General features: G+C 68.9%; 17 protein-coding genes and 1 pseudogene. 12 read left to right on the forward strand and 6 right to left on the reverse strand.

Going from position 1 to position 15,151, the window contains the following annotated elements:
• Window positions 1–168: 168 nt before the first annotated feature.
• A complete protein-coding gene (locus tag RI578_RS01190) occupies window positions 169–765 on the reverse strand; it encodes a phosphatase PAP2 family protein (RefSeq protein WP_310869244.1) in 597 nt (198 codons plus the stop codon).
• Window positions 766–878: 113 nt separating this feature from the next.
• Here RI578_RS01190 and RI578_RS01195 point away from each other — a divergent pair, with 113 nt between their 5' ends.
• The 3 genes from RI578_RS01195 (at window position 879) to RI578_RS01205 (ending at window position 2,682) form a co-directional block, all read left to right on the forward strand.
• Window positions 879–1,499: an ABC transporter ATP-binding protein gene (locus tag RI578_RS01195; protein ID WP_310869245.1), complete on the forward strand. Its 621-nt coding sequence runs from the start codon at window positions 879–881 to the stop codon at window positions 1,497–1,499.
• A complete protein-coding gene (locus RI578_RS01200) occupies window positions 1,496–2,332 on the forward strand; it encodes a hypothetical protein (RefSeq protein ID WP_310869246.1) in 837 nt (278 codons plus the stop codon). The genes RI578_RS01195 and RI578_RS01200 overlap by 4 nt, the downstream gene beginning before the upstream one ends.
• Window positions 2,333–2,517: 185 nt before the next feature.
• Complete coding sequence (locus RI578_RS01205) at window positions 2,518–2,682, forward strand: hypothetical protein (RefSeq protein WP_310869247.1); 165 nt, start codon at window positions 2,518–2,520, stop codon at window positions 2,680–2,682.
• Window positions 2,683–3,047: 365 nt separating this feature from the next.
• Here RI578_RS01205 and RI578_RS01210 read toward each other — a convergent pair whose 3' ends face one another.
• Window positions 3,048–4,466, reverse strand: a complete 1,419-nt coding sequence (locus tag RI578_RS01210; protein WP_310869248.1) for an FAD-dependent oxidoreductase — start codon at window positions 4,464–4,466, stop codon at window positions 3,048–3,050.
• Window positions 4,467–4,540: 74 nt separating this feature from the next.
• On the opposite strand from RI578_RS01210, the gene RI578_RS01215 reads away from it, so the two are divergent.
• Complete coding sequence (locus RI578_RS01215; protein ID WP_310869249.1) at window positions 4,541–5,716, forward strand: glutamate--cysteine ligase; 1,176 nt, start codon at window positions 4,541–4,543, stop codon at window positions 5,714–5,716.
• A gap of 203 nt (window positions 5,717–5,919) precedes the next feature.
• Here the strand turns inward: RI578_RS01215 and RI578_RS01220 are convergent, their stop codons facing one another.
• Window positions 5,920–6,528, reverse strand: coding sequence for a hypothetical protein (locus tag RI578_RS01220; protein ID WP_310869250.1), 609 nt, complete (start codon window positions 6,526–6,528; stop codon window positions 5,920–5,922).
• Window positions 6,529–6,620: 92 nt separating this feature from the next.
• Between RI578_RS01220 and RI578_RS01225 the strand changes: the two are divergent.
• The 3 genes and pseudogenes from RI578_RS01225 to RI578_RS01235 all read left to right on the forward strand — a co-directional run.
• Window positions 6,621–7,031, forward strand: a pseudogene (locus tag RI578_RS01225) (PP2C family protein-serine/threonine phosphatase); the annotation flags it as partial.
• Window positions 7,032–7,593: 562 nt separating this feature from the next.
• Window positions 7,594–8,604 (forward strand): DUF6192 family protein, encoded by a 1,011-nt coding sequence (locus RI578_RS01230; RefSeq protein WP_310869252.1) that lies wholly within the window; start codon window positions 7,594–7,596, stop codon window positions 8,602–8,604.
• Between the two features lie 452 nt (window positions 8,605–9,056).
• A complete protein-coding gene (locus RI578_RS01235) occupies window positions 9,057–9,908 on the forward strand; it encodes an IS5 family transposase (protein WP_310869253.1) in 852 nt (283 codons plus the stop codon).
• Between the two features lie 10 nt (window positions 9,909–9,918).
• On the opposite strand, the gene RI578_RS01240 is transcribed toward RI578_RS01235, so the two are convergent.
• The gene (locus RI578_RS01240; protein ID WP_199809586.1) at window positions 9,919–10,284 is read right to left on the reverse strand and encodes a glyoxalase; all 366 of its coding nucleotides are present in this window, start codon (window positions 10,282–10,284) and stop codon (window positions 9,919–9,921) included.
• Between the two features lie 162 nt (window positions 10,285–10,446).
• Window positions 10,447–10,584 (reverse strand): hypothetical protein, encoded by a 138-nt coding sequence (locus tag RI578_RS01245; protein ID WP_310875992.1) that lies wholly within the window; start codon window positions 10,582–10,584, stop codon window positions 10,447–10,449.
• Here RI578_RS01245 and RI578_RS01250 point away from each other — a divergent pair.
• From RI578_RS01250 to RI578_RS01265, 4 genes are all read left to right on the forward strand, one after another.
• Complete coding sequence (locus tag RI578_RS01250) at window positions 10,531–10,722, forward strand: hypothetical protein (protein ID WP_310875634.1); 192 nt, start codon at window positions 10,531–10,533, stop codon at window positions 10,720–10,722. The genes RI578_RS01245 and RI578_RS01250 overlap by 54 nt on opposite strands.
• A gap of 265 nt (window positions 10,723–10,987) precedes the next feature.
• Entirely contained in the window at window positions 10,988–11,740 is a 753-nt protein-coding gene (locus tag RI578_RS01255) for a DUF899 family protein (protein ID WP_399059226.1), read from the forward strand.
• A gap of 138 nt (window positions 11,741–11,878) precedes the next feature.
• Window positions 11,879–12,382, forward strand: a complete 504-nt coding sequence (locus RI578_RS01260; RefSeq protein ID WP_310869255.1) for a hypothetical protein — start codon at window positions 11,879–11,881, stop codon at window positions 12,380–12,382.
• A 142-nt stretch (window positions 12,383–12,524) separates the two neighbouring features.
• Window positions 12,525–13,067 carry a hypothetical protein gene (locus RI578_RS01265; RefSeq protein WP_310869256.1) on the forward strand — a complete coding sequence of 181 codons (543 nt, stop codon included), beginning with the start codon at window positions 12,525–12,527 and terminating at the stop codon, window positions 13,065–13,067.
• A gap of 304 nt (window positions 13,068–13,371) precedes the next feature.
• Here RI578_RS01265 and RI578_RS01270 read toward each other — a convergent pair whose 3' ends face one another.
• Entirely contained in the window at window positions 13,372–14,277 is a 906-nt protein-coding gene (locus RI578_RS01270; RefSeq protein ID WP_310869257.1) for an NADP-dependent oxidoreductase, read from the reverse strand.
• 227 nt (window positions 14,278–14,504) lie between these two features.
• Between RI578_RS01270 and RI578_RS01275 the strand changes: the two genes are divergently transcribed.
• Entirely contained in the window at window positions 14,505–14,909 is a 405-nt protein-coding gene (locus tag RI578_RS01275) for a helix-turn-helix domain-containing protein (protein ID WP_310869258.1), read from the forward strand.
• Window positions 14,910–15,151: the final 242 nt, after the last annotated feature.

Genomic DNA, 15,151 nt, shown 5'->3' on the forward strand with positions numbered 1-15,151 from the left:
AGGACCGCATCCGGACGAGGCATCAGCCCCGGGCAGGGCCCGCTGATCTTCAGTCATGCCAGGCTCAACGACGGTCGCCACCGGGAGTGGTGCCGCGATTCCGGTCGGGTGGAAGGCGGGGGCGATGGCTGAGAGTGCGGCAGCCGGCTGTGCATGAAACGGACCGGGTCACAGACCTAGATACACGGTGGCCGTGCATACCGCGGTCCCCAGACCGGCTCCCAGGAGAACCTGTGCCGGTGTGTGGACGCGCAGATGCAGACGGGACCAGGCGATCGCTGCGACGAGCAGATACAGCACAGACCCCCGCACGTCCACCAGGAGCGTCACGAGAGTGATGCTGGCGGCGGCCGAGCTGGTGTGCAGGGAGATGTTGCCGGCCCAGGTGCAAGCCAGCACCAGAGCGGTCAGAAGCAGGGCGGTACGCCCGAGTGCCAGCAGAGTCGGGGGTGCACCCAGGTGTCCGCAGACCAGCCACACGGCAGCCGCAGCGATGACACTCACCCCCAGCAGCACCAGCCGTGGCCCGCGCTGGGAGGGCACGGGACTGGGCCAACAACCCAGGCGGGCGCCCGCGACAGCGAGAGCGGCACAGAGCAGTGCCCAGCTTCCGCTTCCCCCCAGCCCCCACAGCAGCCCGTAGTGACTCGGCCGGATGAGGTGCCAGCCGACCGCGGCGGCGGCGACCACCGGCAGCAGTGGCGGGGTGAAGCACGTGCTCAGCAGCCGCGCCCACCACGTCCGGTCGTATTCCACAGTGATCATCAGCACGACCGGTGAACGAGCGGTTCGCAGCGAAGTTGCACAGCCGGGCATACCCCCGCGCGGTCTTCCGCCGTTGTGCCATACACAAGTTGGCCTTCTGGGAGGAGAACGGCATGGGACCAGCCACCCGTCTGCACATCGACGCCGTCCACAAGGCGTACGGCCGGCGCTCCGTGCTCCGCGGCACCGACTTCACCGTGTCGGCAGGCATGCTCGCCGGAGTGGTGGGAGAGAACGGGTCCGGGAAGAGCACCCTGCTCCGCATCGCCGTCGGCATGCTGGCGCCCGACCGCGGAACGGTCCGGCGCTCCGGCACGCTCGGCTACTGCCCGCAGAAGTCGGTCATCAACGACACGCTGACCGTCGCCCAGCATCTGCGGCTGTTCCAGGTCGCCCACCGGCTACCGGACCTTCACTACGCCTGGGAACTGGTGGACCTGCTCGGCTTCCACGCCGAACGACGCACCCGAGCGGGTGAACTCAGCGGCGGGACCCGCCAGAAACTCAATCTGGCCCTGGCGCTCATGCATGATCCGCCGCTGCTGGTACTCGACGAGCCCTACCAGGGCTTCGACTGGGACACCCACCAGCGCTTCTGGCACCTGGCCGGACGGCTCCGCAGCCGGGGCCAGGCCGTGGTCGTGGTCTCGCACCTCCTGCACGACCTCCAGCATTTCGACACCATCCACCACCTGCGCGAGGGTCGGCTGCATGCGGAGGCCGTGACGCGATGAAGCACCACTGGACCGCATTCACCGTCGCTCTCCGCTTCACCCTGACGGGCCACCTGCGCAACCGCCTGGCCATGGGCATGACCGCGTTCTTCATCCCCACCTGGATCTACGTGGTCCGCGCGACCGCCCTGGACAAGAGCATCACCTTCCACACCAGCGCACTCGGCACCGAGGTGACCGCCTCGATGAACCGCACGATCCAGATCTCCAGCGCTCTGCACGCCGTCACCGTCATCGCCGGCTTCATGATGTTCATGGCCACCTTCAGCGCCCGGGACATGGACCAGCGCCTGGTCCTCGCCGGCTACCCCCGCGCCCACCTGCTCGCCGCCAAGCTCGTCGCCCTGCTCCTGATCACCGCCGCACTGACCTGCTACTCCACCGGTCTGCTGCTCCTGTCCTGGCCTCTGGCCCAGCCGTGGGCGGTCGCCGCCGCCCTGGCAGCGGCGATCCTGGCGTACGGCGGGCTGGGCCTCGTGGCCGGCTTCCTGCTGCGGGGCGAACTGGAAGGCTTCTTCGTCGTGGTCATGGCCACACTGATCGACGTCGGCATGCAGAGCCCCGTCTCCAACCCCGCGGGAGACCAGACCGGGTTGAACGCCCTGCCGCTGTACGGCCCCGCCCAGGCAGCTCTTGCCTCCGCGTTCACCCCCACGTATTCCCTGACCTGCTCAGCCCGTGCCCTCGCCTGGTTCGCCGCCACCAGCGCCCTGGCCGCGCTCGTCTTCCATTTGCGCACCCGGCGCCATCACCGCCCCATGCCCTGCGTCGAACTGCCCAGTACCCCCACGCACAATGAGTGCCGAGAAGGAGACCGCCCCGCTGTCTCGTGAGACACAGCGAAGTCTCGTGAAGGACGGCTTCCGGGCTGGACTCGCGTCGAGGCCGGCCGGGTGGTGCCCCGACCGCACGTGCGCTCCTTCTCGTTCTGAGGCTGGAGTTGCCTGTCTCACCGGTAGGCCTCGGTGTGTCGTCACTCGTACGGGGAAGCGCGCGAGAGACGCAGCCGTCGGCCCTGTTGCCGCACGCTGAACTGCGCCCGGCGTACTGCACGGAGAACGCACCACTGTCGTACGACCTCATCGACCGCACACCCCATCACGCGCTGCGACTGAGCGACATCGCCCAGATTCGCGCCCGCATCGAGACCGCCGGCATCGGAGACACGGAAACCAGCAGCTAGATCTACCTCGGCATCGCCGGCCGTGAGACCTGCGCCTGCGCACCGCCGAGGAGAACCGCCGGATCTGGCTCCGCCACGAGTACGGCGAGCGGCTTTCCCTGTATCCCATCACCACCAACTGAGCCACCGGCCGGCGGCCAAGGCACCGTCGTCAGCTCATTCGGCGGGGGGGCAGGGAAACGCCAGCATCTCCCCCGCGGGCGGCGTCGTCGTCACCTGAGCAGAGCCGGCGCCCCCACCGCCACCGCGAAGGCGGGCCGTCGAAAGGGTGTCGGGCTTCACCGAACGTCGGTCTTTGCCGCCGGGCGGCAGCGTAGGGCGCCGCCCGCGTGTGCGCAGTCCCTCAGACAAGGCCCGTCTCACACTCATGCGCCGTCTGTCGCGAGGTGGGGGTGCGGATGGAGGTTGAGGTAGAGACCGGCGGCGGCCAGTTCGGGGGTGGTGGGCAAGGGCAGAAGGTCGGATGTTCCGTGGCCTGCGAGTCCTTGCGGGGGCGCGCCGTTGACGGGTTGGCGCACGGTGCGCAGAAAGGTGCCGACGGCGTCGTCGGTCTGGGTGTCGTGGAGATCTTCGGTGCCGGTGATGATGCTGAGGAAGCTTTCGTGCAGCCGCAGGGGTGCCTGGTCGCGGCGGCTGAGTTGTTGGGCGGTGCGGAAGTAGTGGTCGCGGCCGTCGTGGATGCGGTAGAAGGCGCTGACCAGGATGAGGAGCCGTTCATAGGCGTGGCGGTAGGCGGTCTGGTAGAAGGCGCGGGCAGCGTCTTCGTCGACGTCGCCGCGGAGCACGCTGTTGATGGAGGCGGCGGCGAGCAGTCCGCTGTACATGGCCAGGTGCACTCCGGTGGACAGCAGGGGGTCGAGGAAGCAGGCTGCGTCCCCGGCGAGGAACCAGCCTGGCCCGGTGAAGGAGTCGCTGACGTAGGAGTAGTCGCTCTCGGTCTTCAGCGGTGCGGCCTGCCGGGCATGGGTGAGCATGCCGGCCAGGAGGGGGCAGCGGGCGACGGCATCGTCGTAGACCGACTGCAGTGAGCCGCCTGCTGCTTGCCTGGCGCGGGCGAAGGAGCGTTTGTCGGTGACCAGGCCGACGCTGAGGGTGCCGTCGTGCAGGGGAATGGCCCACAGCCATCCGTGGTCCGGCAGGGAGAACACTCCGATCGCGCCGCTGGGTGCGGTGGTGAGCGGTGCTGCGCCGTGCCAGTAGCTCCAGGTGGCGACGTTGCGGAAGATGTCGTGGACGCGCCTGGTGCGCAGCTGCCGGGCGGCGAGGAGCCCGGCGCGGCCGGAGGCGTCGACGAGGTGTCCGAATCGGATGCGTCCCTCAGTCCCGTTGTGGCCGGTCCAGGCCGCTTCCACGGCCCGCTGGGCTGGGCGCGTCTTGCCGCCGTTGCCGAACGTGATCCGTCCCGCGCGGGTCTCCTCGCGCACCTCGGCTCCCTGTGTGCGGGCGTGTTCCAGCAGCAGGTGGTCGAACTGGGAACGGATGACTTGGAAGCTGTAAGCCGCCGGTCTGCCGGGTTCGTCGAAGTCCAGTGACCACTCCTGGCCGCCCCAGCCGTAGAACGCCCCCGTTTTGCGGACGAAACCGTGCGCCTCCACCACCTCACGGGCGCCGAGCACGTCCAGTACCGGCAGCAGGGACGGCAGCAGCGACTCCCCGATGTGGTAACGCGGGAAGCGTTCCCGTTCCAGCACGCGCACCTGGTGGCCCTGACGGGCGAGAAGGGCTGCCGCGGTCGCGCCCGCCGGGCCGCCTCCGACCACAAGGACGTCGGTCTGCTCACGCATGCTGTGCTCCTCAACCGTCGAGAATGCCGTCACCGCATACCGAACCCGCGACTGTCTGAGACAGTGTCATCACTATGAGCAGTGAACCTCACGGCGAGTCGGCCCCGACAGACGCCCTCGCGTCAGCCCGCACCCTCGGATCAGGCCACACCTCGGCCCCGCTCACCGTCGGGATCGAGGAGGAGCTCCTCCTGATCGACCCGGACAGCCGAGCCCTCAGCCCCCGCGGCCCCCAGCTGGTGGGCGAGGCCTCCGGTGTACTCGGTGACCGGGTGGGCACCGAGCTGACCCGCTACCAGGTGGAACTGCGCACCGACCCGCACATCCGCCTGAAGGAAGCGGACGACCAGATCCGTTGCACGAGAACGGCGGCTGCCCGCGCCGCCGCCCGTATCGGCCTGCGCATCGCCTCCACCGGCACCCCCGTACTCGGCCAGGCGGCCCCCGTCCCGATCACAGACGGCGCCCGCTACGCGCGAAGCGCCGCCCACTTCCGCGCCCTGGACGACGAGCAGACCGCGTGCGCCTGCCACATCCATGTCGGCCTGCCCGACCCCAGTGCTGCCGTGCACGTCAGCAACCACCTTCGGCCCTGGCTGCCGGCCCTGATCGCGCTGAGTGCGAACTCCCCGTTCCAAGACGGCCGGGACACCGGATACGCGAGCTGGCGCACCACCACCTGGGGGCGCTGGCCCGTCGCCGGCCCGCCCCCTTACTTCGAATCACCCGCGCACTTCGACGACCTCGTCGACACTCTTCTCGAGGCTGAGGCTCTCATTGATCGCGGCGGCCTGTACTGGGACATCCGCCCCTCCCACCACCTGCCCACCATCGAAGTCCGCGTCGCCGACGCCGCCCTGACCCCCGACGACACCCTTCTGCTCGCCGCCGTCGTACGCGCCCTGACCGCCACCGCTCTCACCGCCGTCCAAGCCGGCGACAGGGCCCCGCGCCCGGCACCGGAAGTTCTGCGTGCGGCCTGCTGGCGCGCGGCACGCGACGGACTGGCCGGCCACGGCATCGACCCGCTCACCAGCCGCCTGGCAGCCCAGACCGCACTGGTCGAACAGATGCTGCACACCATCGCGCCGGCACTGCGGCAGCACGAGGACCTCGACTTCGTACGCGAGCAGTGGCAGCGCCTGCGCGCCGAAGGAACCGGTGCCGACCGCCAGCGCGCCGCCTACCGGCAGCGCTCCAGCACGCACGGCGTCGTCGACTACATCGTCTCCGCCACCTGCCCCCACTAGGGCGCGTATCGAGTCGTGGTCAAGCTGCACCGGGCGCTCCCCCGGCTCCCATGACCGCATGAGGCGGCTCCGTTGGTGCTGACCATCCACCTGTGCTGCGGTTGATACCCCGGGGTACGCGGTACGGATCGCTGCCGGGCGAGCAGAGGGAGCAGGGCCGTGGGTGTGGACCGTGAGGCGGGTGGGCGGGCGATGCTCACCGGTCACTGGACGCCAGTCATCTGATGCCTCTCGACGCGTTGCCGGAGAGGGCCGGCGAGTACGCCCAGGCCGCCGGTTTCACCGACGTCCTCATCTATGTGGCGGATCTGCGGGGCGAGGAACTGCATCTGCTGACCGGGCCGAACGGGGTCCCACCGGGCGTCGACAGGGATATTCGGATCGACGGCACTGCGCCCGGGCGGGCCTTCCAGTTGGGCCGGCTCACGCCGGTCGCACCGCAGAAAGCCCAGGACACCGTCTGGTGGGTGCCGGTGGTGAACGGGACCGAGCGTCTGGGATTGCTGCGCTTGCGTTCCGCCTACGACGATGCCCGTGCCCGCGAGGACGCAGACCGTCTCGCCGGTCTCCTGGCGCTGCTCATCACCGGCAAACGCACCTCCAGCGACACGCTGGCCCGGCTCATGCGGACCGAGCCGCTGAACATCGGGGCCGAGATGGCGTGGAACCTGATGCCACCGCGCACCTTCGCCGACGGGCGGGTCGTGATCGCCGCCTCGATGGACCCCGCCTACCAGATCAGCGGCGACGTGTACGAGTACGCCCTCGACGGCCCTCTGGTACATCTGACGCTTTTCGCCGCGATGGGGCATGACAACGGCGCGGGCTTGTGCGGGGCCCTGGCACTCGGTGCGTGCCGCAACGCCCGCCGCCAGGGCGCCGACCTGGCCGCCAAGGGCGAAGCCGTGGAAACCGCTGGAGCAGCCACTTGCAGTGCCCGCCGGCGCATCCCATGGGCACCGGCCTGGGTCTGGAGAGCACCGTCTGCCGCGAGCAGCTGGAGCCCGGGGACCGCGTCGTGCTCTACACCGACGGGATCACCGAAGCGCGGGGCGCCGACGACAGGGAGTTCGGTCTGGAGCGCTTCACCGACTTCCTCGTCCGCCACCACACCGACGGCCTGCCGGTCCCTGAAACGCTGCGCCGCCTCGTCCAGGCCGTCCTCGACTACCACGACGGGGAACTCCAGGATGACGCCACCGTGCTGATGTGCGAATGGCTCGGGCCCGCCGTGGACAACACCGAACCGGCGGCAGCTCTGACGGGACTGCCGCTCAGTGACCCGCCGCCCACCGCACCCAGCACCACTGAGTAGGTGTTTTTGATCCCTGGCCGTGAGGTGGGTACGGCTGGATGATCTGAGGTGTGAGGGCTGGCGGGACGGCTCGGCGGTACTGCCGGGAGTGTGGTGATCCGCTGCCGCAGACGATGGCGGCAGAGGCAGTGTTCTGCTCGGGTCGGTGCAGGTCACGGCGGTGGCGGAGGCTTCAGCGGACCCGGCAGCGGGTGGCTGCGATGCAGCCCGGAGAACAAGCGGAGTGCCCGGTCTGCGGGCGGTCGTGGACGGTGGGGGTGGAGCGGTCGAGGGCTGCGATGTACTGCTCGGACCGTTGCCGGGTGCGGGCCTGCCGTCAGCGGCGGGCGTCGCGGAACGGCGTTACGGAAACGCCATAGCCGAACGCCTCGCGAACACCTCGAACACCCCTTGTTTTGCAAGCAAGTTGGGACCGACTCCCGAGCGCTTCGAGCGACCCCGGTTCACGCCCTTCCCCGGCGTGTCGCGCGCGCGTCACGGTGGACAGTGACCGGGGCCGGCGCCCCTTTGACCGGTCACGTCGTGGTGGCCGGGCCAGACCCGGGCGAGGGCGGTGGTCATCATGACCGACGTGAGCGACCGGATCGGGAACGTCACCCGGCAGCGTTACGAACAGCTCGTCACCCAGGCCAAGGAACTGATCGCGCAGATCGCCCGCTCGCAGTTTGCCCTGGGTGACATAGCGTTGGAGATCGAGCCGATGAGGGTGGTGGGCGGGTCGATGCCGAACGGCACGGACGACCTGTTCACCGTCACGGAGTCGTTGCAGCTGTTCGCGGACGACATCGGCGTCGAACGCCGGACGGTGGAGGACTGGCGTTACACCGCCAACCGGTGGCCGGCTAAGCGCCGCAAGGAGGGCGTGTCGTTCACCGTTCACCGCATCCTCGCCTCGGTTGTGGACGAGGACGAGCGGTGGGCGGCGATCGAGGACGCTCCGTTCAACCCGCGCACCGGGGCGAGGCAGTGGACGCCGGACGGCGCGAAGCGGGTTGTCGGCCAGCGGGTCGACCGGCCGGTCACGGTGGACGAGAAGGTTCAGGCCGTGGCCGACCTGACCCGGGACGACGAGGTTGCCGCCCAGGTCGCCACCGACCTGCTGAAGCGGCCGGCGGTCACCGAGCACGTCACTCCGGCTGAAAAGGTCCGGGTCGTCACGGAGCTGACCAGGGACGACACCGTCGCGCAGGAGGTCACTACCGGTCTGCTGCGCCGCCCGGCCGTCGCCCGGAAGACGATGCGGGACGACACCACCCGGATGCTCGTCAACCGCGCCCAGTTCGACAACTCCAACGAGACGCGTGACCGGATCCGGGAACGCACGCCGGCCGTCCGCGCGATCGAGCACACCATCGAATACCTCGACCTGGTCGGCTCCTGCCACGGCTTCGTGGCCACCCTGGGCCGGCTGGTCCCGCAGCTGCGCGGGCAGGAGTTCACCGAGGACGAACGCGAGACCGTGCGCCGGCAGATCGGCCGGGTCCGCGCGGCGGCGGACTGGCTCGAAGGGGCCCTCGACAACGGCGAGTTCACCCTGGACGAGCAGCTGGTCCAGCTGCTCAAAGGCGAGTAGGCCATGCCGCGACGCCGGGAGGCGCGGCCGCTGGCCGAGCACTACGGCGACCTGGTCCGCGTCGCCCTGATGGAAGCACGCCCCGCGGGCCTGCACACCTACCAGCTCATGTCCGCCACCCGCCTCACCCGCTCGCAGATCGGCCGCGGCATCCGGCACGTCCGGGACGTCGTCGCCGCGGAGAATCTGACGCCGATCACCTGGACCCGCCGCGACGGGTTCATGTTCTCCGACGACCCCGCGGACTGGATCGAGTACGACAAGCGGCAGTTCCGGCAGATCTTCGGCCGACTCACCCGGGTGATCACGGGCACGCTCGATCCGCACCTGCCCGCTACCCCGACGACGAATGGGCCCAGCTCGCCACCGCTCAGCTCACCGGAGTGCGCGCCACCCTCGCCCAGCTCTCCAAATAACCCCCGTTCGCAGCCGATCACCCTGCCGAGCCCGCCATGCCCGCTGCTGTTCGTCGCCGCCGCTACCCGTCCGACACCTCCGTCGCCGAATGGGCACTGCTCGAACCCCTGCTGCCCATCCCGGCCTGCCGGACCAAGACCGGCGGGCGCCCGGAGAAGTGGCCGCGGCGGGAGATCGTTGACGGCATCCGCTACATCGTCGACAACGGTGCGAAGTGGCGGGCTCTGCCTGCGGATTTCCCCCCGTGGGAGACGGTTTACGGGTTTTTCTGGAGGTGGAACCGGGCCGGGGTCGTCACCTACATCCGTGACCAGCTCCGCCGCCGGATCCGTACCGGCAAGGGCCGCTGCCCGCACCCGGTGACGCTGATCGTGGACTCCCAGTCGGTCAAGGGCGCCTCCACCGTCGGCCGGAACAGCCGCGGCTACGACGCCGCGAAGAAAATCAACGGCCGCAAACGACATATCACGGTGGACACGCTCGGCCTGCCCGTGATGATCACGGTGACGCCCGCCGACATCCAGGACCGCGACGCGGCCCGCGACGTCTTCTGGCGCCTGCGCCTCACCCAGCCGCAGATCACCCAGGTCTGGGCCGACCGAGGCTACGCCGGTGAACTCGTGGACTGGGCCCGCGACCGCCTCTGGCTCACCCTGCGCATCGTCTCCCGGCCCAAAGGCGCCAAGGGCTTCGTCATCCTGCCCCGCCGCTGGAAAGTCGAGCGCACGATCGGCTGGTGCATGAACGCCCGCCGCAACGCACGCGACTACGAACGCCTCCCGCAGCACTCCGAAGCACACCTGAACTGGGCACTCATCACCATGATGACCCGGCGCCTGACCCGCAAGAGCCCCCGCACCAGCCACTGGACGAAGAAGACGCCCTGATCATGCGACGTCAGCAATCGCGGACAGGTTCAAGGAACTCGAGCCGATTGCCCAGCTTGTCGAATGCATAGAAGCGATCGTGGCCAGGAAAGTTGTCATCCCAGGTGACGCTCACTCCTTTGTCTTCCAACCGCTTGGCGAGCGCCTGGAGCGAGGTCACAAGGATCCCCGGATGCGCCTTCCTGTTCGGGCGGAAGTCCTCTTCAACCCCCAAGTGGACCTCCAGGCCACCACCTCGGAACCAGCACCCACCACGAGCCGCCAGCACCGGCGGCTTCTCGAGCTCTGTCATTCCGAGAACGTCTCCCCAGAACTCGCGGCAGATGTCCTCAGCGCCTGGTGGGATCGCAAGCTGCACGTGATGCAGGCCGTCCAAGGAGTATCCGAGCGCTCCCAGAGCCACAACTTCTCCTCTACCAATGAATCTTGACGTCAAGATAATGAGAGCTGAGCGGTCCTGGCAAGGGCGCGGACTCTGCAGAGGGCGCGGCAAGTTGAGAAGACGACGTTCAAAAACACCTACTGAGAACGGGAGCAGTCAGCCATGAAGCCCGCGCTGCGCGTCGACGTCACCGACACCCGCGGACAGACCACTGCCCTCGCAGTGACCGGAGAACTGGGCCTGGCCGCCGCCACCCTCTTCTTCCGAGACGTAGGAGATGTCCTTGGTTCTCACCTCACCGTGATCTTGAACCTGGCCGGGGTCACCTTCTGTGACTCCTCCGGCCTCAACACCCTCCTGCGCCTACGCCGCACGGCAGCCTGGCCGAAGCCTGGGACACACACCGCGTCGAGCACACCACCCACGGCCTGAGCGGCGCCTCCAGGCGGAGGACGCTTGAACTGTGGTTGGCGGCGGCCAGTCGGGCCTGGGCGATGTCCGCTCCGTCTCTGTTTCGCCGCAGGGTCACGCCTGCGGTCTCGGTGGCGAGGCTTGATCGCATGCCCGTCGTCGGGGTCCGGCTGTTGGACCGAATGAGCGAGCCGCCGATGGGCTATCGCGTGGCGCCCGGGAGTGCGGTGCAACCTGGTGGGCATTGTGGTTCCACGTGACCTCTCGGGAGCCTCCCCGGAAGCGAATGGAGACGCTCGTGAACGATCAATCACCGAGCCCGGCCCTCCCGCCTGTGGTGGACAGAGAGACCTACCAGGAGGCGCGGGAAGCTCTGCTCGCACGGGAGAAGGTGCACACCCGTGAAGGAGACGCGATCGCGGCGGCGCGGCGGCGGCTGCCGATGGTGGAAGTCGATGCCGCCATCGAGGTCATCGGCCCTGACGGGCCGATCACGATCCTCGACGTCTTCGAAGGCCGCAAGCAGCTCATCGCGTACTTCCACGCCTGGTGGCCCGGACGTCCTGCTGCCGGGCAGTGCGAGGGCTGCACGTTCTTCAACTGTCAGGTCCGCGAGCTGTCCTACATCCACTCCCGCGACGCCACGTACGCCACGCTCTGCAAGGGCCCCTACCAAGAGAGCGTCCGCTACCGCGACTTCCTGGGCTTGGACATGCCGTGGTACTCGGTCGAGAAGACGGCGCCGCAGCTCTTGGAGGGTCGTGACTGGCAGCGTCACCACCTCGTCTGCTACGTCCGCGACGGGAAGCGGGTGTTCGAGACGTACTACACCGGCGGTCGCGGCGTCGAGGTCATGGCGCCCACCCACGGGCTGCTGGACATGACCGTCTACGGACGCCAGGAGGCGTGGGAGGACTCCCCCCGCGGCTGGCCCCAGCCCTGGTACTCCGCCGAGAACCCCGAGGAGTGGCGTACGAACGGGCGCCCCATCGCCCAGTGGTCCCGCATCGAAGCCGGCCGCTCCGACGAGCTGACCTAGTCCTGCGCGTCTCGGGCGTCGAGCCCGGGGCTCCAGGCCGTGCTACCGACCCGGTTCGCGACTCGTCGCCAGCCACTCACGAAGTACGGCGCTCCAACTCTGGGACCCCTCCCAGGGCCGATTGCCTACTCTGCGCCCATGACAGCTCCACTCAGATGGACCCTCGCGATCGTCGCCGCCGCAACGACGATGGCAGGCTGCTCGAACTCCCCAGAGGCCGCTCCCCCGGAAACCGCACCACCGACGTCGGCCCCGGCGTCGTCCAGTACGCCGACCACGCGGCCAAGCGCCACGGCGACCTCGGCCTTCTGCCTTGATCTGTCGACCTTCCAGGTCGGCGTCATCGCCTACAGCGCCGAAGTCGGTGCGGCGATCGAAGGGGAGCCGCTGGACTTCAAGGAGCTGCGGAGGAAGGCCGTCTTGATCGCCGGCATGGGTGAGAGGATGCAGGCGAGCGCGCCACCGGACGTCGCCAAACACTTCCGTACGGTGCTCAAGGCGATCGATACCTCGGCAAGCCATCTGAAGTCGGGTGCCAAGACGCGTGATGTCGTGGATCCCGTGTACGGCGAGCGCAACCGTCCCGCCTTCGACGCGGTGAACAACTACGACTGCGGCGCTGCCTCCCAGGGCAAGGCATGAACACCGCCGGCAGAAGCACCGCTCAGGCGGCCCGGACAGAGGCTGACCAGCAGCCGTCGCCATCCCATGCTCGGCCGCCCTCTCCGGCAGGGCAGTGACCTGCCGGGACCGGTCCCAGGCGATGTCTCCTACGATTCCGGCCATGAAATTCCTCCGCAGGCCGACGTTATGGGTGCGACTCGCGTCAGTTGCCGCGCTCCTGGGGGCCGGCTGGCTGCTCCTGGTCCCCCGAACGGCCTCGTATTTCGTCGACGACGAAGGCCACCCGTACGACATGAGCGTCCTGTACTCCTGGGACACGAGCGACCAGGCCATGATCCTGCCGGGTGGCCTCTTCGAAGATGACGACACCGGCGGACAGGACGGTCTCGTGTCCATGGTCAGACTCGACTGCGGAACCGCCTTCACGGCTGGTGAAAACGAGGACTGGCGGGCCGGCGACGGTGAAGAAGCCTGCTCCGAAGTGGAGACACCGAGGCGGTTCTTCGGCGTCTGCCTGATCCTGCTCGGCTCCACCGGGCTGTGGGCCGCTCCCAGGCTGTCTCACCTCCGGTCCCGCGTGCCCTGGGGTGCCCGGAGGCAGGAAAACGACAGGGACGCCGTCTCTCCAGGCGGCGAGTGCGGTGACACGGCCGCTGACCGTGGTGAAGGCCCGGAGCAGCACCCAGGTGAGCGTTCGTCGTAGCTGGGGCGGGACGCTGAGAAGACTCCTGGTGAGGTGCGGAGTGACCTGCTCGGCCGCGCGGTGCCGTCCGGCAGCGCGACGATGGCCATGTAGTGGCTGGTGCGCTCGACGAGCGTGGCGCCGGCTGGGGCCGGGCGTTGGGCGAGCTTGGTCTGCTGGGTCGGCGCCCGCGCTCGTACGCCCTCGCGCTCGCGGCCGCTCAGATGCCGGTCTCACCGCATCTGCGGGGTGCTGTCGGGCCCGGCCTCGGATGCTGAATCATCGCTTGGCGAGCTGGCGTGCTCCGTGCCATCCGCCCCCCGCTTCAGATGTAGATCACGATCTTTCCGCGTGTGCGTCCGCGCTCGGCGTGCGCGTGCGCGTCGGCGATCCGCTTCAGGGGGTAAGTCTGTTCGATCCGCGGTGTGTAGCTGCCTTGCCGGCCCAGTTCCGCGGCCGCGGACAGGAGGGTGGAGTCGTTCTCCGCGTTGACCACATGCGTGCCCAGGCGCTGCCCGCCCGCATGGTCGGCGACGGTCGCGACGCGCGTCGGGTCTCCCGTGATCGCGACGAGGTCGTCCAGGGACCCGGAGGCCGCGGTGTCGAGCGTGATGCCGACGCCGTGCGGAGCGAGAGCGGAGAGGCGCTGCGCGAGGCCGGGGCCGTACGTGGTGGGAACGGCGCCGAGAGAGGTGAGGAACTCGTGGTTGCGTTCGCTGGCTGTCCCGATCACGGTGGCACCTTGTGCCACCGCGATCTCGACTGCCGCACTGCCCACGCCTCCGGCGGCGCCCTCGACGAGAAGGGTGCGCCCCGCGAGGGAGCCGAGCGCGTTCAGGCCACGCATCGCGGTCACGGACGCGAGACCGGCGCCCGCAGCCTGCTCATCGTTCCACGAGTCGGGGGCGTGAGCCCAGGCAGAGAGGATGACCAGCTCTGCGGTCGCGCCGGTGACACCACCCAGCCCGAAAACGCGGTCACCGATGCTCACCCCCTGCACTCCGTCACCGATTTCGTCGACCACGCCGACGGCGTCGCGCCCGGGAATGGCGGGTAGGTCCACGGGAATCAGCTGGTGCAGGGCGCCGGCGCGCAGCTTCCAGTCGATGGGATTGACGCTGGCCGCCGTGGCACGGACACGGATCTCACCGGGCCCGGGGTGCGGGTCGGGGGCCTGCTCGATCACCAGGCTCTCCGGTCCGCCGTATTCATGGAAGCGGGTTGCACGCATAATGTCCTGCCTTACCTTTATAGGTCGGAATGATGGTGTTCATTCGACGTCTGTCAACGCTGATGCGGTGCGGATCGGTGAGGTTGTCGAGCAGACGGGGGGCCACCCGCCCCGGAACCCACGATCTTGCCCAGCGTCGGAATACCTCCCGTTGCGTCGATGCTCCGGAAGATATCCAGAAGGTCGGTCACCGACTGGATACCAAGACCGGAGACTGGAGACCCTCGATGACGCAACGGCCACCGCTGCCACCCGACTTGTTCGACGAGCTGTGCCCGTCCTCGCTGGTGCCCTTCCGCTTCGGTGACAAATGGGCACCCATGGTCCTCCGCTGCCTGGACGACGGCCCGCGCAGATACTCCGAACTTCGCGTGCCTCTGGGCCGCGTCACCCCGAAGGTGCTCACCCAGTCGCTCCGCGGCTTGGAGCGGAACGGGTTCGTGTCACGCACGGTGCACGCCGACCCGAAACTGCGGGTGGAGTACGCGCTGACACCGCTGGGCCGCAGCGTGCTGGAGCCGCTGGCCGCCGCGTGCCGGTGGGCGACCGAGCACTGGGACGAGCTGCTCGACGCCCGCGAGGGCGGCGAGGGTGGCGAGGGTCGCGAGGGCGGCATCTCCTCCATCGGCTGACTCTTCCCGACCGACCGTAGACCCTTCCCGCCGACAGCAGTTGGGCCCTCGCGGCGCCCTGATCTGCACCCCGGCATCCCGAGAGGCGTCAGGCCCCCAGAGGGACCGGGCAGGCGGTGTGTGAGGTCTGGACAGCCATCGAATGACGTGTTGTCATTCCGCTGTCAAGAATTTCCAACGTTGGAAGAGCCGCTGCCCCGGTGCCTGCCCAAGCCGGTGCCGCCTGCCGAAAGGTCCTGGTA

It is taken from the genome of Streptomyces sp. BB1-1-1 (assembly GCF_031597775.1).
In the GTDB taxonomy this organism is placed as follows: Bacteria; Actinomycetota; Actinomycetes; order Streptomycetales; family Streptomycetaceae; genus Streptomyces; species Streptomyces thinghirensis.

Excerpts from the sequence above, each read along its gene's own strand:
- RI578_RS01230 (WP_310869252.1), top strand. The coding sequence starts at position 7,594 with ATGACCGACGTGAGCGACCGGATCGGGAACGTCACCCGGCAGCGTTAC.
- RI578_RS01190 (WP_310869244.1), bottom strand. The coding sequence starts at position 765 with ATGATCACTGTGGAATACGACCGGACGTGGTGGGCGCGGCTGCTGAGC.
- RI578_RS01255 (WP_399059226.1), top strand. The coding sequence starts at position 10,988 with ATGGAGACGCTCGTGAACGATCAATCACCGAGCCCGGCCCTCCCGCCT.
- RI578_RS01195 (WP_310869245.1), top strand. The coding sequence starts at position 879 with ATGGGACCAGCCACCCGTCTGCACATCGACGCCGTCCACAAGGCGTAC.
- RI578_RS01270 (WP_310869257.1), bottom strand. The coding sequence starts at position 14,277 with ATGCGTGCAACCCGCTTCCATGAATACGGCGGACCGGAGAGCCTGGTG.
- RI578_RS01200 (WP_310869246.1), top strand. The coding sequence starts at position 1,496 with ATGAAGCACCACTGGACCGCATTCACCGTCGCTCTCCGCTTCACCCTG.
- RI578_RS01215 (WP_310869249.1), top strand. The coding sequence starts at position 4,541 with ATGAGCAGTGAACCTCACGGCGAGTCGGCCCCGACAGACGCCCTCGCG.
- RI578_RS01275 (WP_310869258.1), top strand. The coding sequence starts at position 14,505 with ATGACGCAACGGCCACCGCTGCCACCCGACTTGTTCGACGAGCTGTGC.
- RI578_RS01265 (WP_310869256.1), top strand. The coding sequence starts at position 12,525 with ATGAAATTCCTCCGCAGGCCGACGTTATGGGTGCGACTCGCGTCAGTT.
- RI578_RS01220 (WP_310869250.1), bottom strand. The coding sequence starts at position 6,528 with ATGCCCCATCGCGGCGAAAAGCGTCAGATGTACCAGAGGGCCGTCGAG.
- RI578_RS01210 (WP_310869248.1), bottom strand. The coding sequence starts at position 4,466 with ATGCGTGAGCAGACCGACGTCCTTGTGGTCGGAGGCGGCCCGGCGGGC.
- RI578_RS01235 (WP_310869253.1), top strand. The coding sequence starts at position 9,057 with ATGCCCGCTGCTGTTCGTCGCCGCCGCTACCCGTCCGACACCTCCGTC.
- RI578_RS01260 (WP_310869255.1), top strand. The coding sequence starts at position 11,879 with ATGACAGCTCCACTCAGATGGACCCTCGCGATCGTCGCCGCCGCAACG.